At 28.3% G+C, this 22,162-nt stretch carries 20 protein-coding genes and 1 pseudogene; 19 read left to right on the top strand and 2 right to left on the bottom strand.

Annotated elements, in window-relative coordinates; translation table 11 throughout:
- The first annotated feature begins 46 nt into the window (after positions 1 to 46).
- The 4 genes from ACH36K_RS12130 to ACH36K_RS12115 all read left to right on the top strand — a co-directional run bounded on the left by ACH36K_RS12130 (position 47) and on the right by ACH36K_RS12115 (position 1,635).
- Positions 47 to 553 (top strand): HIT family protein, encoded by a 507-nt coding sequence (locus tag ACH36K_RS12130; RefSeq protein WP_411167883.1) that lies wholly within the window; start codon positions 47 to 49, stop codon positions 551 to 553.
- A gap of 96 nt (positions 554 to 649) precedes the next feature.
- Positions 650 to 964, top strand: coding sequence for a hypothetical protein (locus ACH36K_RS12125; protein WP_411167882.1), 315 nt, complete (start codon positions 650 to 652; stop codon positions 962 to 964).
- A gap of 323 nt (positions 965 to 1,287) precedes the next feature.
- The gene (locus ACH36K_RS12120) at positions 1,288 to 1,425 is read left to right on the top strand and encodes a hypothetical protein (RefSeq protein WP_411167881.1); all 138 of its coding nucleotides are present in this window, start codon (positions 1,288 to 1,290) and stop codon (positions 1,423 to 1,425) included.
- Between the two features lie 36 nt (positions 1,426 to 1,461).
- The gene (locus tag ACH36K_RS12115) at positions 1,462 to 1,635 is read left to right on the top strand and encodes a hypothetical protein (protein WP_411167880.1); all 174 of its coding nucleotides are present in this window, start codon (positions 1,462 to 1,464) and stop codon (positions 1,633 to 1,635) included.
- 143 nt (positions 1,636 to 1,778) lie between these two features.
- Here the strand turns inward: ACH36K_RS12115 and ACH36K_RS12110 are convergent, their stop codons facing one another.
- Positions 1,779 to 2,537 (bottom strand): polysaccharide deacetylase family protein, encoded by a 759-nt coding sequence (locus tag ACH36K_RS12110; RefSeq protein ID WP_411167879.1) that lies wholly within the window; start codon positions 2,535 to 2,537, stop codon positions 1,779 to 1,781.
- Between the two features lie 521 nt (positions 2,538 to 3,058).
- Here ACH36K_RS12110 and ACH36K_RS12105 point away from each other — a divergent pair.
- Together ACH36K_RS12105 and ACH36K_RS12100 are read left to right on the top strand one after the other, a co-directional pair.
- The gene (locus tag ACH36K_RS12105; RefSeq protein ID WP_411167878.1) at positions 3,059 to 3,607 is read left to right on the top strand and encodes a sigma-70 family RNA polymerase sigma factor; all 549 of its coding nucleotides are present in this window, start codon (positions 3,059 to 3,061) and stop codon (positions 3,605 to 3,607) included.
- The gene (locus ACH36K_RS12100; protein ID WP_411167877.1) at positions 3,604 to 4,359 is read left to right on the top strand and encodes a hypothetical protein; all 756 of its coding nucleotides are present in this window, start codon (positions 3,604 to 3,606) and stop codon (positions 4,357 to 4,359) included. The genes ACH36K_RS12105 and ACH36K_RS12100 overlap by 4 nt, the downstream gene beginning before the upstream one ends.
- A 402-nt stretch (positions 4,360 to 4,761) precedes the next feature.
- On the opposite strand, the gene ACH36K_RS12095 is transcribed toward ACH36K_RS12100, so the two are convergent.
- Complete coding sequence (locus ACH36K_RS12095) at positions 4,762 to 5,655, bottom strand: LysR family transcriptional regulator (RefSeq protein WP_411167876.1); 894 nt, start codon at positions 5,653 to 5,655, stop codon at positions 4,762 to 4,764.
- 209 nt (positions 5,656 to 5,864) lie between these two features.
- Between ACH36K_RS12095 and ACH36K_RS12090 the strand changes: the two genes are divergently transcribed.
- From ACH36K_RS12090 to ACH36K_RS12030, 13 genes and pseudogenes are all read left to right on the top strand, one after another.
- The gene (locus tag ACH36K_RS12090; protein ID WP_411167875.1) at positions 5,865 to 7,565 is read left to right on the top strand and encodes an FAD-dependent oxidoreductase; all 1,701 of its coding nucleotides are present in this window, start codon (positions 5,865 to 5,867) and stop codon (positions 7,563 to 7,565) included.
- Between the two features lie 84 nt (positions 7,566 to 7,649).
- Positions 7,650 to 8,903 carry a YeeE/YedE family protein gene (locus tag ACH36K_RS12085; RefSeq protein WP_411167874.1) on the top strand — a complete coding sequence of 418 codons (1,254 nt, stop codon included), beginning with the start codon at positions 7,650 to 7,652 and terminating at the stop codon, positions 8,901 to 8,903.
- A gap of 73 nt (positions 8,904 to 8,976) precedes the next feature.
- On the top strand, positions 8,977 to 10,323 hold the full coding sequence (locus ACH36K_RS12080) for an APC family permease (RefSeq protein WP_411167873.1): 1,347 nt from the start codon (positions 8,977 to 8,979) through the stop codon (positions 10,321 to 10,323).
- 22 nt (positions 10,324 to 10,345) lie between these two features.
- On the top strand, positions 10,346 to 10,549 hold the full coding sequence (locus ACH36K_RS12075; RefSeq protein WP_411167872.1) for a hypothetical protein: 204 nt from the start codon (positions 10,346 to 10,348) through the stop codon (positions 10,547 to 10,549).
- 461 nt (positions 10,550 to 11,010) lie between these two features.
- Positions 11,011 to 11,187 (top strand): sigma 54-interacting transcriptional regulator, encoded by a 177-nt coding sequence (locus tag ACH36K_RS12070; RefSeq protein ID WP_411170694.1) that lies wholly within the window; start codon positions 11,011 to 11,013, stop codon positions 11,185 to 11,187.
- A gap of 380 nt (positions 11,188 to 11,567) precedes the next feature.
- Positions 11,568 to 12,032: a sigma-70 family RNA polymerase sigma factor gene (locus ACH36K_RS12065; RefSeq protein ID WP_411167871.1), complete on the top strand. Its 465-nt coding sequence runs from the start codon at positions 11,568 to 11,570 to the stop codon at positions 12,030 to 12,032.
- A 78-nt stretch (positions 12,033 to 12,110) separates the two neighbouring features.
- Complete coding sequence (locus ACH36K_RS12060; RefSeq protein WP_411167870.1) at positions 12,111 to 13,400, top strand: DUF4179 domain-containing protein; 1,290 nt, start codon at positions 12,111 to 12,113, stop codon at positions 13,398 to 13,400.
- A gap of 353 nt (positions 13,401 to 13,753) precedes the next feature.
- Positions 13,754 to 13,888 (top strand): hypothetical protein, encoded by a 135-nt coding sequence (locus ACH36K_RS12055; RefSeq protein ID WP_411167869.1) that lies wholly within the window; start codon positions 13,754 to 13,756, stop codon positions 13,886 to 13,888.
- Positions 13,870 to 14,168, top strand: a pseudogene (locus ACH36K_RS12050) (helicase-related protein); the annotation flags it as partial. The gene ACH36K_RS12055 and the pseudogene ACH36K_RS12050, both read left to right, overlap by 19 nt.
- 287 nt (positions 14,169 to 14,455) lie before the next feature.
- Positions 14,456 to 17,527: an immunoglobulin-like domain-containing protein gene (locus tag ACH36K_RS12045; protein ID WP_411167868.1), complete on the top strand. Its 3,072-nt coding sequence runs from the start codon at positions 14,456 to 14,458 to the stop codon at positions 17,525 to 17,527.
- Positions 17,528 to 17,677: 150 nt separating this feature from the next.
- On the top strand, positions 17,678 to 17,800 hold the full coding sequence (locus ACH36K_RS12040; RefSeq protein WP_411167867.1) for a hypothetical protein: 123 nt from the start codon (positions 17,678 to 17,680) through the stop codon (positions 17,798 to 17,800).
- 478 nt (positions 17,801 to 18,278) lie between these two features.
- The gene (locus ACH36K_RS12035) at positions 18,279 to 19,118 is read left to right on the top strand and encodes a hypothetical protein (protein WP_411167866.1); all 840 of its coding nucleotides are present in this window, start codon (positions 18,279 to 18,281) and stop codon (positions 19,116 to 19,118) included.
- A 168-nt stretch (positions 19,119 to 19,286) separates the two neighbouring features.
- Positions 19,287 to 21,971, top strand: coding sequence for an FAD-dependent oxidoreductase (locus tag ACH36K_RS12030; RefSeq protein WP_411167865.1), 2,685 nt, complete (start codon positions 19,287 to 19,289; stop codon positions 21,969 to 21,971).
- Positions 21,972 to 22,162: the final 191 nt, after the last annotated feature.

The raw sequence follows: 22,162 nt of genomic DNA, 5'->3' as shown, positions 1-22,162 counted from the left end.
TATTTATTAATTGTATTTATTAATGATATGAATAGGAGTGAGTAAATTGTACGTTAAGCAATTGTCTGAAGAGGAAAAAGAAGCACTGAATAAAAGATTTAAAAAGATAAAAGAGTTGCAAGAAAAAGGCATATGTTTCTCATGTCACAACTTCAGTACAGGAGATATATTCCCTGATGATGGCTTAATTTTTTACGAGGATGAAAAGGTGAGATGTCAATTTGAAAAATACCCAAGAGCAACTGGACATACAATTATTGTAGCAAAAGAACATTATGAAGACATTTCTGAAATGCCTCTTGAATTAGGGGTACATATATTAAAAGTATCAGATGCAATAATTAAACTTCATAAAGAAATTATAGGTGCAGAAAAAGTATATATGTGTACAATATGTGATGGTAAAAGAAATCATTTACATTTTCAGCTTTTTCCTCGATTAAAAGGAGATACCATAGGCTTTGGAAATTTTGCTAGAGAAGAAGGAATTATTATGGATTATCATGAAACAGTAGAACTTTATAGGGGTAGACTAAAAGGAAGTATACTATAGATTGCGTAATAGTAAACTTAATTACTTTACAATATAAATTAGGAATTTATCGAGAGCCTAGTGTACAAATAAAAATTTATATAAAAGGAGAATATTATGATTACTTTACTTAATCCTGCCAGTTTAGTGCTTGGTTTAATTTCTTGGATACTTCCTGTTGTTAATCTTATGCGATACAAAAAGAATGACAATAGAAATTGGATTGTTCTTTCAACCATAAGCCTGAGTGCTTGTGCTATTTCGCTATTTTTTCAGATCCTTTATACTAATCATCTGGTTAATATTTGGGATTGGACTGCTCTTATGGATATAACGAATTCTTTAGTGTTTGTGGCATCAGTTCTTATTGTTGTTACCATTATATTAAATGCAATTACTCTGATTGTATATCGTGGCAGAACAGCAAAGTAGGATGTCAAATTCCAGTTTACAATGTTGAAATAATTAATTCATAATGCAAAAAGGATTAACTCATATTGCGATAAAGAAAGGTTAGCAGTTTAGCTGACCTTTTGATCTATGATTTTATCCTAAATTTCATAATGAAAATGCTTATGCTTTTTGGTTTTAATTATAAATATATATAAGGATTATTGGTATTAATTTGTAAATTATTCTAATATAAGAATAAATGATTAATAAGTAATTATAATTTATTGATTATTAATAAGTTAATGTTTTATAATAGAAAATTTAAAATGGTTGCCTTAATATTATTAGGAGGCATTATATGTATGATATTTCTAGTAAATAATATAGTGTCTATTTTACATAAAGTTAGAGATGGAAAAGATACTAGTAAGAGTATATTTATTTGTTGTATAACTCTTATATACTTATGGGTTAGCACAATATTTTTAAGTGCTTCTTAGTAGTTATTGAAAATAATATATAAAGGAGTATTTTGAATGGAGATTAGCATTATTATTGCTATTATTATTAATTTGGCTCTATTAATTGCCATAATAATATTATTATATAAAGCCATAAAAGGTATTAAAAGTTTTATTAATAAAAATAAAGAGTTAAATAAAAAAGTAGATATTATTTTAATTGAAATGGACAAAAAAGATAGCAAATAAAAAATAAATGATTTTGTTATATCAATAGTAGCTAAATATAGAATCTTAATTAATGATTCATCGTTAGGAAAAAAAGTATGCCCTAAATGTCCATAAAAATTGTAATGGACAGCCTTAAGGGCATACTTTAAAATTTATATATTTTATTCTAGAATATCAAATTCATAGTTATTGTCTTTAAAAATTTTAATTATTCCTGGCAATGCTTGAACGGTGGTTTTCTTAGTCATACAATCATGCATAAGTACAATTGCTGGATTTTTTAGATTGCCATCTTTATCTTTAATCTCTTTTAGAACATTATTACATAGTGTACCAGAAGGTATATTATTACCATGAGCATCTCCAGAGTCTACATTCCAATCATAACAATGTACACCTTGTTCTTCTAATTTGATAATTATATTTTTAGTAAAATCTTTTCCACGAGCACTTCTAACTATAGTATTTTTTGATCCACCAGGAAATCTAAAGACAGTGCTTGGACTTCCTGTTATTGATTTTATAAAATCTTGTTGCTTGTTAAAATCTTTAAAAAATGCTTCTTCAGATGTATAAACATATTTAAATTCATGATTATATGTATGATTACCTATAGCATGGCCTTCATCATAAATACGTTGAACAATTGCATTATGACTTTCTATATAAGGATGAATAATAAAAAAGGTTGCTTTAATATTATTTTCTTTTAATATATCTAAAATCTTTGGAGTATTTTTACTAGGTCCGTCATCAAAGGTCAAATATACAACCTTTCTATTAGAAGAAATATCGGAAGGTATATCAACTAATATTTCTTTACTACTATAACAAGAAGCAGTTTTTAAAAAGTTAAATCCTATTATGATAATTGAAGTAAGGATTAAAGTTTTACTAAGCTTACTTAATATATTTCTCAAAATATAACCCTCCTTATTTTTAAACATATTAGTATTTTTATCATAACTATTGTAATTATACCTTCCATATATTGATAAGAATTTTCTATACATAGTAAAAGTAATGATAGCTGATGATAATAGTCTTATTTTATTCTTTAGCTTATATAATTATATTTATTAAAAAGTCTAGTTGTAAAATCAAATTGAACTAAATAAAAAAATCCATAGAATTACTTTCCATGTTAAGATTAAGTTGCGAAACAAAACTCTTCCACGAGAAAAACTTGGTTATAAAACTCCGTAAGAGCTATTCGATAATCAACTTGATCTTATTTATTCAACTTAAAAGGGAAAGTAGTTCAATTTGAGATTGTAAGTTATAAAAGATAAAATATTAAGTCTATTAATGCTTGTAAAAATATATGTGATATATATTCTTTTATTTATTTCAGAAATATTAGAAAAATAATGAAATATTTTCTTGTTATATGCGACTTAATTAATAATACAATAATTTTTTCATAAGAAGGGAGGATTATATGATTGATCAATCTAATTTCATTAGTGAATTAAAAAATAAAAATGAAGAAGCACTAACTTTCGTCATTGAAGAATATGGGAATTATATATATAAGATTGCTTATCTATACTCCAATTCTTTAGAGTTAAGCGAAGAATGTGTAAATGATGTTTTGTTAAAGATATGGAAGGGAATAGATGGTTATAAGTATGATTCAACAGTTTTTAAAAAATGGGTAGCTTCAATTACAAAATATTCATCTATAGATTTAATGAGAAAAGAAAAAAAGCATAATACTTCCACTGTATTAGATGAAAATTTGACTAAATGTACAGATAATATCGAGGACTCATTAATAACAAAGGAAGAATTAACAGTTGCAACGAAGTTTATGGAAAGCTTAAATGATGTAGATAAAAAGATTTTTAAAAGTAGATTTCTACAAAACAAAAACTCAAAAGAAATTGCTGGAAAATTAAATATGACAGAAAACGCCATTAATTTAAGAGTCTTGAGGATGAGAAATAAATTAAAAAAATATATGTATGATTTGGAGGGAGAAGAATGAAAGATTATGAATTGACTGATATAGATGAAAATAGTCTACCTGATGTATCTTTAAGCCAAGAGCAAATAAATAAAATTAAAGCGGCTGTTACTTTTCACTTATCTATTTGTATTGAGAATAGTAAAGACTTAGATATTGATTACTCATTTAAAAATATTATTTCTGTCTATAATAGCTTAGGAAAAGAAAGAGATTTAACAATTCATTATGTAAAATATGCTAAAGTATTTGAAAAACTCATTATTCCAGCTTTTGATAAAAAATATTCTCCAAGTGATGAAGATCTAATTTTTAAATACTTTGGTTGTCCTAGCGCCTATGTATTAACTTTTCCACCTCTTTGGAATGATATGCATTATTATTGTCAAATTTATATAACAAAGAGTCATTTAATTATTTATTATTTTAACCATATTTTTAAGATGGTTAGAAACTATGAAATCCCTATTGAGGAAGTTAAAAATGTCTCCTTTAACAAAACTGATGAATACTTGAATATATCTAATGAATACTTGAAGATAGATATTAAATCTACTAATGATACTTTTCCTAGAGAGATAAATTTATTAATGAAAAAAAGTAATCCCGAATCATTGAATAATCTAAAAAATTCTTTAGTATCTCTTGGTGTATCAAATAATATTTATCATAGGCATAAGATATTTAAGTACTATGGATATTTTATTTTTATGCTTGTATTGCTAATAATATTGTATTTGATATGGTATACGGTTTCATTGAACCTTTATTAACACAAGCTTAGAATTCTATTTTAAAATTTGCTGGAACTATTGCAATAATGGGATACATTATTAAATGTAAATTACCTGATAGTTCTAGTACTAATCATTATATATATTAAATGCAAAAGTTAATTGAGTGAATAAGAAAAGAGATGCTTCAATTTCTATAGAAATATCAAGTGTTTTATAAAAAAAACTTGGGGAAAAATCAATAAAAAAAGCTTAACCACGGACTTTAATGAGTTTCTGTTAATGCTAAGTTGATAAATAAAGATAATTCATAAAAATAAATTTTAATGAAGAAATTATAAGAAAATAAAGGTGGATGCAGTAATTTTGTATCCACTTTTCATATTAAGTAATAGTATTTTAAATAATTGTATACGTTGTAAACTTTAGAAAAAGAAATCTTTAATAACAGAAACATCTCTTTTTCGACGTTAGAAATTTAGCAAGCTTTTGTTCGTTACTTGTAAGATGATAATTTTTTCTATAAGCCATACAATAATCAATAGGCATTTTTAAATTATCAATAGTAATCTTTTTTAAAGTACCTCTTCTCAATTCATGACGTACAGATGCTTCAGGAAGAAAAGATAAAGTTTTATTTCCTATAACACTAGCTTTTATTGATTCAATTGAATTTAATAGAAGAAGAATATTTAAATTATCTATGTTAATGGAATGTTTAGATAGTTCATTAGTTAAGGTTTTATAAATTCCTGAATATTTATTTTTTAAAATAATTGGATAAGAAGGCAATTCTTCCAGTGAAATAGAATCAGGAGCTGACATATTACCTGATACTAATATAAGATCATCTGATATAATATTTATTGTATTTAGATTACTTGGCAATTCTATATTTTGAATTATAGCTAAATTAACGCTATGTGTAAGTAAATCTTCTAATATTTTAGTATGATTTTCTAGTTCCATTTGTATGTCAATATTAAAGTAAATTTCTTTAAAGGTATAAATACTACATGGCAGGATACTTTGTCCTATGCTATGGCAACATAAAAAATATAATTTATTATTTTTAACCCTTAATTCTTCTAAATTTTTCATTATATTATCTTCTAAGGCAAGCATACTACTTGCAGATTCATATAATATCTTACCAGCATCTGTTAACTCCACACCTTTATTGCTTCTATCTAATAGAACTTCTCCAATTTCTCTTTCTAAACTTTTTAATTGTCTACTTAATCCTGGTTGGGTTAGATGTAGTTCTATAGCTGCCTTTGAAATGCTATTACATTGTATAGTAGTATAAAATGACCTTAAATAGGTTAAATTCATTTGTTTCACCTCGTAAATTAGTTAATAAGCATAATAGTTTAAATATACACCAAGTATCGAAATATAGCAAATAAAGTAAATTTATGTATAACATAATGTTATTTAGCATGATATTTCCGCATAATGCAACAGGAAAAAAATATGATATAGTTAAACCATGATAAAAAATTAACAAAAATAATAAATTTAATTAAGGGAGAGATAAAGAAATGGGTAAAAAAATAGTTATTGTTGGTGGAGTTGCTGGTGGAGCTTCAGCAGCAGCAAGACTTAGAAGACTAGATGAAAGTAACCAAATAATAATGTTTGAAAGAGGTCCTCACGTATCATTTTCAAATTGTTGTTTACCATATCATTTAAGCGGACAAGTAGAAGATAGTGAAGATTTAGTTTTAATGAGACCAGATAAATTCTTTAGCCAATATAGAATTGATGCTAGAGTTTATACAGAAGTTGTAGCAATATATAGAGATAAAAAAGAAGTTAAAGTAAGAAATGTTGTATCTGGAGAAGAATACACTGAAAGCTATGACAAGCTAATACTTTCACCAGGGGCAAAGGCTATAGTTCCTCCAATAAAAGGAATTGAAGATGTTAATGTATTCACAATAAGAAATGTTGTAGATATAGCTAAATTAAATAACTTTATTAAAGATAATAGATGCAAAAAAGTTTCTGTAATAGGTGGAGGATTCATAGGTGTAGAAACAGCTGAAAACTTAAAAGAAGCTGGATATGAAGTAACATTAATAGAAGCAATGGATCAAATAATGAGACCATTTGATTATGATATGGTTCAAGTTTTACATAAGGCTATGTATGATAATGGAATAAATTTAATAGTTGGAGATAAAGTAAGCTCTTTTAAGAAAGATACTATTGTATTAGAATCTGGAAAAACTATAAAAGCAGACGCTGTAGTTATGGCAATAGGGGTAGCTCCAGAAACAGACTTAGTAAAAGAAGCTGGATTAGAAATAGGTGAAACTGGTGGCATAAAGGTTGACCAAAACTATTTAACTAACGATAAAGATATCTATGCTGTTGGTGATGCTGTAGAAGTATTCCATGCATTAACAAACCAAATAACTAAATTACCATTAGCAGGCCCTGCTCAAAAACAAGCAAGACATGTTGCAGATCATATTCACAGAAGACAAGTTAGAAATTCAGGATATATAGGATCTTCTTGTATTCAAGTATTTGATTTTAATGGAGCATCTACAGGTTTAACAGAAGGATTAATAAAAGCTACAAATATGAATACTAAATATGAAGTAGTTAGAGTAATTCCACAAGATAAGGTTGGATTAATGCCAGGAAGTGAACCATTACACTTTAAGCTTATCTTTGAAGTTCCAACAGGAAGAATTTTAGGTGCACAAGCTATAGGTAGAGGTGCAGTTGATAAGAGAGTTGATATAATAGCTACTTTAATTAAAGTTGGTGGAACAATTGAGGACTTAAAAGATTTAGAACTTTGTTATGCACCTCCATTTGGAACAGCTAAAGATGTTGTTAACCATGCAGCATTAGTAGCATCAAACTTATTAGAAGGAACTTTCAAGCAAGTATATGTTGGACAAGTTAGAGAGTTAGTAGAACAAGGAGCATTTATTGTTGACGTTAGAGAAGTTAACGAGTATGCGCAAGGTCATATAAAGGATGCTAAAAATATTCCTTTAAGTGAAATAAGAGATAGATTAAGTGAAATACCAAAAGATAGACCAGTTTACTTACATTGTAGAAGTGCTCAAAGAAGTTACAATGCAGCCTTAGCATTACAACACTTAGGATATGATAATGTATTTAATGTTGCTGGTGGATTTATGGGAATATCTTTCTATGAGTATTACAATGACAAAGTATTAGATAGAGAACCAATAGTTACAGAATATAACTTTAACTAGTATGAAAATTATTAGAAAGTTCTTTATAAAGGACTTTCTAATAATTAATAAATAAAAAAATATTTAATTGTTTTGGAGGAGCTTATGAAGAAGAATCAGATATATATAGGGTTTTCGTTAGTATTAATAACTTTAGGGTTTGCATATTTTAAAGGGCAAGTAGATAGCAAACTAGCTTTATTCCTAATTACTGGATTAATGATAGGATATTCTCTTCAAAGATCAAGATTCGGTTTTGCTGGTGGAGTTAGAAAGCCAGTAATGATGGGAAATGCAGATTTTGTTAAGGCTTTACTTGTTTTATTTTCAATAACAGTTGTAGTAACAGCTGGTATACATTATGCATCAACTATAAAAGGTGGAGAAATTGCTTTCAGAGCTGCGCAAGGTGCTAGTATAGTGCCAGGATCACAAAGTGTAAAGCCAGCAACTTTAGGTTTATTTATTGGTGGATTACTATTTGGTATTGGTATGATTGCGGCTGGATGTTGTGCATCTGGAACTTTAACAGACATTGGAGAAGGCGCTGGAAGAGCAATAATAGTTTTACCGTTTTTTTGTATAGGTAGCGTTCTTGGTGTTTGGCATTTAGCAAGCTTAGAAAAAACATTTTTATATGAAAAGGCAATTACTGTGTATTTACCAGATCATTTTGGATATTTAGGTTCAATATTAGTATCTTTATTCTTATTTTTATTAATATATATTTTTATTAATAAATATGAAAGTAAGAGAAAAGCTGAAGGTACATATAGAGAAGAGAATTATGCAGATTGGGAAAAGGAAATCGAAAAACAAAAAGATTATAAATTCTTTAGTAAAGAAACTTATCATTCTTTCTTTGTAAAGAGATGGTCATTTATGACTGGAGCTATTTGGATGGCAATTTTATTCATATTCATTTTAGTTACTACAAATAAGAGCTGGGGAGTTACTAGTACATTTGTAGAGTGGGGAATTTGGTTATTAAGTTTAGTTGGTATAAACTTTACTAATGTAGAAGCTTTAAATGGTGCAGTTAAAATAGTTAATAATGGACTTTTAAATGACCCAGGATCATTAAGAAATATTGGAATAATTATAGGTGCGTTTACTTGTATGTTACTTGCAGCTAAATGTAAGTTTAACTTTAAATATAAATTAAAAGATATTGTTTCATATATAATTGCTGGTCTTATGATGGGATATGGTGCAAGATTAGCTGGTGGATGTAATGCTGGAGCATTGCTTGGAGGTATATCTAATTTATCATTATCTGGCTGGACTTTCCTAGTAGCTATGGTTATAGGTGGTTTAATAGGAATTAAATTTGTTAAAAAGTGTGATATATCAATATAATAATTTTTATGATTTAAAAAACTATGTAGAATCTATTACATAGTTTTTTATTTAGAAAAAGAGAGGTTAAATTATGAAGAGTAATTTAAGTAAATTTAACATATTTTCTATTGTTCTTGGTGGAATAATTGGATGGGGTTCTTTCATGTTACCAGGAACTAAATTTTTAAAAGAAGCAGGCGTTATAAATACTTTATTTGGTCTTGCTTTTGGTGCTTTATGCATTATCATAATTGAAAAAAATTATGTAGTGATGATGGATAGTCAAAATGAAGAAGGAGGAGAGTTTTCCTTTACATATAATAATTTAGGTGAAAAACACGGGTTTATTGTTGGATGGTTTCTTACATTAGCCTATTTTACAATGATTCCATTAAATGCAACTGCATTTCCACTAGTTATTAAGAAAATTTTTGGTGGTGTATTAGAATTTGGATACCTTTATAGCGTTGCCGGATTTGATATTTATATAGGTGATATTCTTGCATCTAGCTTTATAATCCTTGTATTTGCTTATTCAAATATAAAGGGATTAAAGGAAACTAGTAAAGTGCAAAATATAATAATAATAGCATTAATTTCTATGGTATTTATTGTTTTCGTTGGAATGATTTTAAAGGGAGATAGAGCTAAATTTAATGAGGTATATATAAGTAGCTATAAATTTGATTTGGGTGAGATTGCTAAAGTTTTTGCTATAACTCCATTTGCTTTTGTAGGTTTTGATGCAATACCACAACTATGTAAAGAATTTAATTTTTCAAATAGAAAAGCATCTTTAATAGCAGTAATTTCATTAATTATGGGAGCAATGATATATAATATATTAAATATAATAACTGCTTTAGCATATGCACCAAGTGAAGTTGCTAATTTAGAATGGGCAGCAGGAAGTGCTGTTATAAGTACTTTAGGTAAGGGAGCATTTATTATGTTAGTAATTGCATTATGTGCAGCTGTATGGAGTGGAATAAATGGATTTATGATATGCGGCTCAAAACTACTTGGTTCAATTGCTCAATATAATATGCTTCCAGAATCTATGGGGAAATTAAATAGTAATGGAGTTTTTAAGAACTCAATTATTTTCATAGTAATTGTTAGCTTGATTGCACCATGGTTTGGGAGAGAGGTTATTAGTTGGATAGTTGACATGTCTTCTTTAGGTGCATCTATTGCATATTTCTATGTATCACTAATTGCTTACAGAAAATGCAAAAACATAAGTGGAAAAATTTTCTCAGTTTTAGGTGTAGTTGTTAGTATAGTATTTATTTTATTATTACTACTACCAATGTCACCAGCAGGACTTGGAAAAGAATCAATAATTGCTCTTTTAGTTTGGAGTGCTCTTGGTTTAGGTTTCTATCTACTAGTTAATACTACTTCCAGATGTGAAGCGAATAACGAAAGAATTTAAAAGTATGGTGCATATAGGTTAATTGGCTGACCTAGGAACAGTTAATAACCATAGAATTGGAAAATGTTCTTTAGTTGAAAAAATAATTTTAAGTAATATAAAAAGCACCGTATTAAATGATATTTTCAAAGAGCAAAACTTTAAAAGTATTTCTGCTAAAGCAACAGATGATAATTTATTTAAATTATCTGACGCAGTAAAAGATTTCAGCTCAGGTAGTTACTAAGGAAACAAATACAGTAACTACTTAATAATAAAATATCTTGGATCTATAGCTATTGTGAACCATAAACTTTTGTGGCTTACAATAGCTTTTTCTATTTCTTCTTAGAATATTGTTTAGCACAAACTAATGTAATAGTCAATTTTTTGACGCTTACAGTATTATTTATAAATATTTATATACTTAAAAGTTTTGAAAACTATATTTTGGTATTATAATATTATTTAGAAAAATATATAAATTTTTTATAATGTGTATAAAAGTAACCATACATATAAGTAAAAAAGCCTTAATTATATATACACTATGAAAAAAATAAACAAAAAAAGTTCATACACAGGCGTATGACTTTTAAATCTGTATTTTTAATAAAATATGTGTATTAAATATGATGAAAAATCCTGTTTTAAAGATTTAATTGGTTTTAATGGAAGTTTGAAAAATGTAATTCAACTTACTAAAGAATTTATACTTTATCCACAAAAAAAAGTCTGAATACATTAATCATAGGAGAATCTGATACAGGTAAAAGTTATTTAGCTGAACTTATGTATCAGTTTGCTAAGGAAAAGGAAATACTGGATAAGGAGGCACCCTTCATTAAATTGAACTGCAGGCACTATATTGAGGATATGCAATAACCAGAGCATGATTTATATGGAAAGTCAGATAATATTATATCGTTATTTCAATAGCTATTTAAAACATAGTTTAAATTTTATTTGAAAGATTTAATTCTAGGACTTCAGCTAGTACTCTTTTGATATAAGTTATTTGACTTAAAGAATAAGATGGAGAAATAACAACTAGCATATATAGATACAGAAAATTACCTAATTAATTAAATAATTTAAATATAAAAACAAGATTTGTGCTTTGAAATCAAATCTTATTTTTTTTATAAATGAATCTTAAGATATTTATATAAAATAAAATTGGTGAAATTATGCAAATGTGAAATATTACGCAAGGAAATTACGTTATTATATATGAAAGTACTTTTATTAATAGGGGGAGGACTATGATTGATAGTGAAAACTTTATAAGTTTTTTAAAGAAAAGGGATGTTGCTGCTTTGGATTATGTTATTGATACTTATTCAAAGAAAATTTTTAGTGTGGCATATGGCATATTAAATAATAGTGAGTTAAGCGAGGAGTGTTTAAATGATGTATTACTAAAGATATGGGATAATATAAAATACTTTAATATAGAAAAAGAAAAATTTTATTTATGGATAATAGCAATAACTAAAAATACTGCAATAGATATTCGAAGAAAGGAAATTAGACATCTTAATAAATTAAACATTGAAAATATAGTTATAAGTGAAGAGCATTCTTTTGATAAGGAAATAGATAATAAAGAAAAATTGAAAGCTGTTACTAAGGAAATCAAAAGTATGAATGGTGTAGATAAAGAAATTTTTTTGCACAAATTCTATTTGGATCAATCAAGTAAAAAAATAAGTGAAAAAATGGGTTAACAGATAAGTTTATAAACTTAAGGATTTTTAGAGGAAGAAAAAAATTACAAAATAAATTCAATGTAGGGGAGTGAGTTTATGAATCCAAGAGAGCTATTAGATAACATTGACAATTTAGATTTTGATGATATTGAAATAAATGAAATAGATATAACAGACATGGTGAAAGAGAGGGCAAGAAAAAAAGTAAAAAGAATTATACGCAATAGAAGAACTAAAAGAATAAAAATTGCTGTAGCCATTACTATTGGTATTTTTTCGTTGGGGGTTATAAGTACTCCAGTGATAGCTACTAATATTCCTATTTTATCAGATTTATATAGGAAAATAGGGATTTTTGATGATTTTAAGGATTATAAAAAATTTATTGGGATAACTAAAGAAGATGATGGGTATAAGGCTACTATAGAAGAAATGGTAGCAACACCAAATACATTACTAGTTGCTGTCAAAGTTCAAAGTCCTATTCCTTTTTCAAGAAATGGAAGGGAATTAAATGCACAAGTAAATATTGCTAAATTAGGTATGACTTCAGCTTCGGGAAGTATTGCAACATATTATATAGATGATTATAATTGTTTGATTATAAATGAAGCTAATAGCATAGAGGGTATGTTCCCTGAAAGAAGCAATATATCTATAAATGTGAATAAACTTGATGAAGAACTACAAGAAGAATTTAATATTAGTTTTGATGTAAACGCAGATTTTAAATCAGCTTTTAATGATGTTGATAAATTTGAAATTAATAAATCAGTAGAAAATATTGATATAAAATCACTTACATCTTCAATTATAAAATCAAATCTACTAGTTGATACCAAAGGTTTGGGTAGTGAGAGCGTTAATTTAAATCATGATTTTATTATAAATGTTGATGGTAGATATCATTATGAAACAAGTGCCTCTTGGTCAGATAGTGACTTTATGGCAGAGTTTAAAACTTTAAAATATTCAGAGATTCATAAAGCTAAAAAAACAAGTCTTATATACACTGGTTTAAAGGAAAAAGAAGAATATGAGAAGGATATAACTTGGGAAGAGGAGAAAGCAATAACCTATCCAAAAGAAATAATTACAAATTCAAATAATAAGTATAAAATTAATAAGGTTGAGAGAGATTCAAGTAAGGTGAAATTTTTTATTGAAAGCAATAATCCACCTGTAGACTTGTTTACCAGATTGACATTGGTTACCAATGATGAAAAAGAAAATAGCTTTTGGTTTGGAACAATGTATAAAGGAGAAGATAATAATTATATAGTTGAATTCAATGATGTAAATAAGGATTGTCCTTTAAAACTAAGTGTTGATAATTACTGGAAAGAGAAAAACATTGAAGATTCAGTAGAAATACGAATTAAATAAGCATAAAATTTTATAATCATATTATGAATTCATAATATATAGTTACAATATTACTGAAAAACCTATGCCAGCACTTTAGGTGCTAGTATAGGTTTTTCTTTGTGATATAATTTTAGGGATTCAATAAGTGTTAAAATAACTAAAAGATTATCTTATAATGAGCATAATTTTGGAATAGAAATATAATTATTGTATGTGGTTTTTATTTACTTTTAGAGGAGTAATGAATGTACATTACGGTTCGCCTCCATCAACAAATCCACGATAGGAATGTCATGGATTTTTTAGCACATAAATGAGAAAAATAAAAATATGATATAATATAGTGAAATACAATACAAGAGATAAAACACATGATGATTAAAGAATTAGAAATTAGTGATGATATAACTAGTATATTAAAAAATATAAGAATAACAGGTCCAACTGAGATTCAAGAAAAAAGCATTAAAGATCTATTAAATGCTACGGTTATAATTGCAATATGATCCATAGTGACATACCTCAAAATAAGCGCGAAAGAATTATGAAATCTTTTAGAATGAAGATACTCAATATTTAATTGCTACAGATGTAGCTTTAAGAGGATTAGATATAAGTGGAGTAGATAATATATAATTATGACATTCTAGGAAAGGTATAAGCAGTGAGAATTGGAAGAGCGGGAGAAAAAAAGGATACATGTTTGTTTATAGAGCCTAAGGGTAAAAAAATTTAAATGAAATAGAAGAACAAATGAACTTTACCATTCTAAGAAGAATTATATAAGTATATAGAAGGCGAAGTCTAAGAATGTGGTTAATATGGATTTAGTAAAATGAGCTTTTTATTAGCTCATTTTTTGTGCGTTTGGGAATAAATAATTACTAATACTGTAAATGATTGAGAATTGTTTTAAATAATGATAGTATAATATTGTAAGTAAAAAGTAGTTGATATATAAGAAAATATGTATATGTAATCAGATTAACATATAATATTCTATCAAGAATTAATAGAGGATATAAAATTATGGAAATTCTTTGTACTATCAATGAATAAGTGGGAGGGAAATTATGAAGTTAAAAAAGGTTGTTGCTTTAATTCTTCTATCTATAATTATAATTTCTAATATATCTTTATTAGATGTAAGCGCAAAAGAAAATATGGAAGTTATAAATATAGACGAAGGCACAAAGCTAGGTGGAATAATGCATGAGGATATTGTATTAACTAAAGATAAAAGCCCATACGAAATAGATACAAATATGCAAGTTGCAGATGGAGTAACAATTACTGTTGAACCAGGAGTAACGCTTCAAAATGGTAATGTAGAGATATTTGGAAGTGGAAAGTTAATAGTAAATGGACAAGCGAATGAAAATGCAGTACTAAACAATGTAATTATAGATGCTGATAATTGGAGTAATGCTACGGTAATTATAAATAATGCAACTTTGAATAAGGTAAAATACGATTCATTTGTATCAGGAAAACTTAGTATAGTTGAAAGTAAGTTATATGGAACATATATAAATTTGTATGAACCAAGAGAAGATTGCGTAATAGAAAGAAATTTATTTACTGAAAATAGTACAATAAATCTAACATCTACGAATAATAATACGCTTATAAAAGATAATACATTTAAAAATGAAACTAAAACATCAGATATAAATTACAATTATACTAATCAAAAGACTCAGAAAATAAAAATTGAGGGGAATAATTTTTTAGTTGTAGATAAAATTGTACTAAAAATAGAGAATGTAGGATCTGGTGATATTATAGATGCTAAAAATAATTATTGGAGAACTGAGAACTATAAATTAATTGATGAGATGATATACGATGGGAAAGATGATTATAAATCTAATGCAATAGTAAATTATGATCCGGTACTAGGGCAGTATAACATGCAAGCACCTATAGTTGAAGAACCACCACTTAAATTACCTGTAATAGATGAAAGTGTTACTAATAAATTAAAAGGGGTAATAAGAGAAAATATGGTACTAACAAAAGATAATAGTCCATATGAAATAGATAAGAAGGTACAAGTTGCAGATGGAGTAACAATTACTGTTGAGCCAGGAGTAACGCTTCAAAATGGTTATATAGAGATATTTGGAAGTGGAAAGTTAATAGTAAATGGACAAGCGAATGAAAATGCAGTATTAAACAATGTAATTATAGATGCTGATAATTGGAGTAATGCTACTGTAATTATAAATAATGCAACTTTGAATAAGGTAAAATACGATTCATTTGTATCAGGAAAACTTAGTATAGTTGAAAGTAAGTTATATGGAACATATATAAATTTGTATGAACCAAGAGAAGATTGCGTAATAGAAAGAAATTTATTTACTGAAAATAGTACAATAAATCTAACATCTACGAATAATAATACGCTTATAAAAGATAATACATTTAAAAATGAAACTAAAACATCAGATATAAATTACAATTATACTAATCAAAAGACTCAGAAAATAAAAATTGAGGGGAATAATTTTTTAGTTGTAGATAAAATTGTACTAAAAATAGAGAATGTAGGATCTGGTGATATTATAGATGCTAAAAATAATTATTGGAGAACTGAGAACTATAAATTAATTGATGAGATGATATACGATGGGAAAGATGATTATAAATCTAATGCAATAGTAAATTATGATCCGGTACTAGGGCAGTATAACATGCAAGCACCTATAGTTGAAGAACCACCACTTAAATTACCTGTAATAGATGAAAGTGTTACTAATAAATTAAAAGGGGTAATAAGAGAAAATATGGTACTAACAAAAGATAATAGTCCATATGAAATAGATAAGAAGGTACAAGTTGCAGATGGAGTAACAATTACTGTTGAGCCAGGAGTAACGCTTCAAAATGGTTATATAGAGATATTTGGAAGTGGAAAGTTAATAGTAAATGGACAAGCGAATGAAAATGCAGTATTAAACAATGTAATTATAGATGCTGATAATTGGAGTAATGCTACTGTAATTATAAATAATGCAACTTTGAATAAGGTAAAATACGATTCATTTGTATCAGGAAAACTTAGTATAGTTGAAAGTAAGTTATATGGAACATATATAAATTTGTATGAACCAAGAGAAGATTGCGTAATAGAAAGAAATTTATTTACTGAAAATAGTACAATAAATCTAACATCTACGAATAATAATACGCTTATAAAAGATAATACATTTAAAAATGAAACTAAAACATCAGATATAAATTACAATTATACTAATCAAAAGACTCAGAAAATAAAAATTGAGGGGAATAATTTTTTAGTTGTAGATAAAATTGTACTAAAAATAGAGAATGTGCGTTCTGGAGATATAATAGATGCTAAAAATAATTATTGGGGAACAACAGACTATAGCAAAATAGATAGTCTAATATATGATGTAAATGATGATTACAATTCAAATGCAACAGTTGAATATAAGCCTATATTAACAGAGATAAATGATAGAGCACCTATAATAAATGAAGAACCAGTAATTAATGGTGTAGATGATATATCTTTATTTCTTGGAGACGAGTTTAATCCAATGAGTGGAGTAACTGCATTTGATAATGAAGATGGAGATATTACATCAAACATTATTGTTGAAGGACAAGTGAATGTAAATAAGGTTGGTGTTTATAAGTTAAATTACTCAGTTACTGATAGCCATGGAAGCATAATTAGAGTTTATAGAGTAGTAACAGTTAGAGGTAATGAAAGACCTACCTTAACTGGATGCGAAGATATTATTCTAGAATACGGGGAAGAATTTGATAAGATGTTTGGGGTTACTGCGACAGACTTTGAAGATGGAGATCTAACAGATATGATAGCTGTTATTGGAGAAGTTGACACTATGAATGGTGGAGAATATACTTTGATTTATATAGTGGAAGATAGCGGCAGAAATAGAATAGAGTATGTGAGAAGGGTAACAGTAAACTATAATAAGTCTGATGTAAATAAAGATAACAAGATTGATATTTTAGATTTAGCATTAGTTGCTCAAAGCTATAATAAAATCTCTAGTGATTTGGACTGGAATCAAGCTTTGGATATTAATAATGATGGAATTATTGATATATTTGATATAGTTTTAGTATCTAATAAGACTAAATAAAAATGTCTGTATCATATTATTTCTGTTTAAGAAGAATATATTTAGAAAGTGTTGAAGATATAGTAATTAGGCATAAAGCCCACGAAAATCATATTTTGTGATTTTCGTGGGTTATTTTATTTTTATGAGTTTAGAAAAGGTGGGTTGATATTGGATATTGTATCATTTACTCCAGATGAAAGACTTGATTCTAGAGCAGGAACTAAAATCAAGGGGGGATATTTTCAACTATTCCTAAAATTATACTTTGGAATTATGAAACAAAACAATTAGTAGAGAATTTTTAGCAACCTCTTTTCCATTGGGCACAAGTGAAGAGAGAATGAAAAAAGCTAGAGCAATAAATTTAAGAGAAAATTGTCTTATTAAAGAGTATGACAATGAGTATTTTGAATTTATTCCAATTAATAAGAATAAAAAAGTGTAAGTTATATTTATTAGTCGAGGTTACTAATAGTCACGCATCGCCTCCACCATTAAGACCCACGACATTTTTGACGTGGGTTTTATGTATTATAAAAATTCTAATGTAGTAGAGGCTATTGATATACAAAGTGTGGAAAGTTGATTTGCCCTTTAACACTATATTTTAAGTAAATTTAAGACAAGGATGCATATCTGTATTTAAAATAAATAGAAAATTTTAACAAGAAAACGATTAAAACACTAGATATTTATGTTGGTTTTATGTAATATTATATTAGTATTGGGAATAATTTCTAATAATAATTTAAGGGAGGGGACTTATATTATGAATATTCCTGTTTGGCATTATGTACTTTCAATGGCAATTTATTTTATTTTTCTGCTCTTCATGATTGAATTCATGAAGAACCACTATAAGTTTTCAGCTGTTTTTTGGGTTGCTGCATTATGTACTTTTCCAATTTGGCTTATGGGAGGTGTAAATGGCTGGTTCCGTTGGGCAAAAACATTTAGTGCTATACTTCCACTTGCAATAGGTGGATTCTTCCGTTTAGCTGATCAAGAACAATATCAAGGTAAATTTTGGGATTTCATGAGGAAGGATTGGATAGTTTGGTTTGTATATTTAGTATTGTTTTTAAATATTGCTGAAGCTACACTAAAAGATGTTGCTTTAGGAAACTATGCTAATGCACTTTGTGGCTTATTATTATGTGTTACTATTCCATTCCCAAATGGAAGGAAATTCTTTAAATTAAGTGCTGAAGATAAGAGTATGTTTATAGCTTATACTACTGTAGCTTGGAATTTTCTATATACAACTTGGAATTTATGCTTTGTATATGGTGAAACTGGCAAATATTTTGCAAGCTCTATATGCATATTAATGGCAGCAGAAGTATATCCAATTATTAAAAGGAAACCTGAACTTTATATAGCTGCTCGTATTTATACATTATCAGCTCATGTGCTAATTAGAGCTTGTTTCCCTAACTTATTTCCAGCTGTAATGGATGCATCAACATGGATGAATGCAGATGTGTTATATGTATGGGGAATAGTTAACGCTATACTAATAATTCCTTATGTTTTCTGGTATATATGGCAACTGCATACAGGCAAGGCTGAACAAAGCTTCAGCAGAGGTAAAATTAAAGCAGTATAGGTATTATTCCAAATAATATATAAAGTTAGGGATTATAAAAATAAGGACAAGTCTTCCTATAACCTGTGAAGTAATATTTATTTAAATAAAATAATAAAAAATATAAAATGTAAGGGGGATAGATTTAGTGAGAGTTTGATTAATACCGTCTCTCGCTAAAGAACGAATATGGCAAAAGAAAAAGTACTGGATCTTGCCAATAAGATTGCTAAGACAAAACGTGGTTCAAAATCAGAGATTACAGAGAATCATCCAGAGTATAAAGCCCTAGAGCCTGTTGTTACAGAAAAAATGGCAGAAGTAGCACTTTATCTTGAATTTCGTAAACCGCAAAGTGTAGAAGAAGTAGCAGCACTTTGTGGTAAATCTGTAGAAGAAACATCTAAAATTTTATGGGAATTAGCTGTTGCAGGTGCCTGTCTAGTAGGTAACAAAGACGGAGTTGATAAATATTGGCTTGAAATCTGGGTTCCTGGACATATGGAACTTATAGTTAATCATCCACACAAAGAAAATATTAATAACTTTACTCAAATAGGTCAGGCATTTGATGAATACGGGAAAAGGAAAGCACCTATGGCAGCAGGTATTTTTCCAATAGGAAAGGGACCTATGCGTGTTATACCTATAGAAAAGGCTATTGAAGGAGAAACAAGAAGAGCATCTTATGAGGAAATTTCTAAATATCTAAATGAAAATACTGTTTTCTCAGTTTCAGACTGTTCTTGTCGTACAGCAAGAGAAGCCATGGGCGAAGGTTGTGGGCATTTAAAAGAAGACATGTGTATCCAGCTTGGAGATGCTGCTGAATATTATATACGTACAGGTAGAGGACGTAAGATTACCCGTGAAGAAGCTTTTGATATCATAAGAAGAGCTGAAGAAAATGGGCTTATGCATCAAATACCAAATACAGATGGTTCAGGAAAAACTCATGCAATCTGTAACTGCTGTGGTTGTTCTTGCTTAGCTACTAGAAATGCAGGAATGTTCTTGCACAATGATTTTGTTCGTTCAAATTATATATCCCAAATAGATAAAGACAAATGTGTTGCTTGTGGAGAATGTGTTGAGGTATGTCCTGTTAATGCTTTAAAGTTAGGACAAAAATTATGTACTAAAGCACCAATTAGTGAAGAAAAAAGAGAAGACTTCCCATCAAATACTGAATGGGGACCAGATAAATGGAATGTTGATTATAGAACTAACAGGGAAAATGTTGTTAAAACTGGTACAAGTCCTTGTAAAACCAATTGTCCAGCGCATATAGCTGTTCAAGGATATATCAAGCTTGCTTCTCAAGGAAAATACAAAGAAGCACTTGAACTTATCAAGCATGAAAATCCATTCCCTGCAGTATGTGGACGTATTTGTCCACGAAAATGTGAATCTGCTTGCACAAGAGGTGATATTGATGAACCTGTTGCTGTAGATGAAATTAAAAAATTTATAGCAGAACAAGATTTAAATATGGAGCATCGTTATGTGCCAAGGAAAAGACATGAATATGGTAAGAAGATAGCTATTGTTGGAGCAGGACCTTCAGGTTTATCTTGTGCATATTACTTAGCTATTGATGGATACAAGGTAACTGTATTTGAAAAGCAAAAAGTACTTGGAGGTATGCTAACACTAGGTATTCCTTCTTATAGATTAGAAAAGGATGTAATAAATGCTGAAATAGATATCTTAAGAGAATTAGGAGTAGAATTCAAAACTAGTGTTGAAGTAGGAAAAGATGTAAGTCTTAAAGAATTAAGAGGTCAAGGCTATGAAGCATTCTATGTTGCAATAGGTGCACAAGCAGGAAGAAACCTTGGTATAGAAGGTGAAGAGGTAGAAGGCGTTATGACTGGAGTTGATTTCTTACGTGAAGTTAACTTAGGAAATGACACTAAGCTAGATGGAGAAGTTGTTGTAATAGGTGGTGGTAATGTAGCAATTGACGTTGCAAGAACTAGTGCAAGAGTTGGTGCAGCTAAAACTTCTATGTTCTGCCTTGAAGGTAGAAAAGAAATGCCTGCTTTAGATGAAGAAATAGATGAAGCTTTAGCTGAGGATATTGAAATAAATAATTCTTGGGGACCGAAGAGAATTTTAACTGAAAATGGCAAGGTAGTTGGGATTGAATTTAAGAAGTGTATTTCTGTTTTTGATGAAAATAAAAGATTCAATCCAAAATTTGATGAAAAGGAAGTTAAGATTGTTAAGGCAAGGCATATATTAATTTCCGTTGGACAAGGAATAGATCGGGGGAATCTTTTAGAGGGAAGTCAGGTAGAATTAAACCCAAATAAGACAATCAAGACAGATTCATTTACATTGCAAACTGGAGAAAAAGATATATTTGCAGGTGGAGATGCAATTACAGGCCCAAGCTTCGCAATAGATGCCATTGCTATGGGTAAAGAAGCAGCTATTTCAATTCATCGGTATGTTCATCCAGGTCAAAGCTTAGTTAATGGACGCGATAGGAGAGCTTATCATGCACTAGACAAAGAAAACTTAATTTTTGAAAACTATGATCGTATGCCTAGACAAAGAGCACTACATGTAGATGGTAAGAAATCAAAAGAAACCTTCAAGGATTTACGCCCTACCTTCACAGAAGAGCAAATGAAAAAAGAAACAGAACGTTGTCTTGGCTGTGGAGCTACAGTTAGAGACGAATACATGTGCATAGGCTGCGGAGCATGTACAATTAGATGTAAGTTTGGAGCTATATCACTTGTCAGAAAATATGATGAGGAAGGTGTAGAACTAAAAAAACTTAAGCCTATAGTTATTAAAAGTATGATTAAACGTAAATGTAGAATCACAGTTAGAAAAGTGAGGAAATTTTTTAAATCATAAAAGGTAAATATAAAAAATAGTTATTTATTTTGTTTTAGTGAAATAAAAGCAATTAAATACATTTTATTAATAGAAAAGCACACAATCTGCAGTGGATTGGTGCTTTTTCTCTTTACTATAAATTATATATGTTAGTTTTTTTGATAAAAATAAATTTAAATTAATATTTAAATTTTATCTATAATTTTTGA

The organism is Clostridium sp. MB05 (assembly GCF_046581255.1).
Taxonomy (GTDB): domain Bacteria; phylum Bacillota; class Clostridia; order Clostridiales; family Clostridiaceae; genus Clostridium.
Note: the sequence above shows the minus strand (reverse complement) of the source record. Positions and strands in the feature narration are given on the sequence as shown.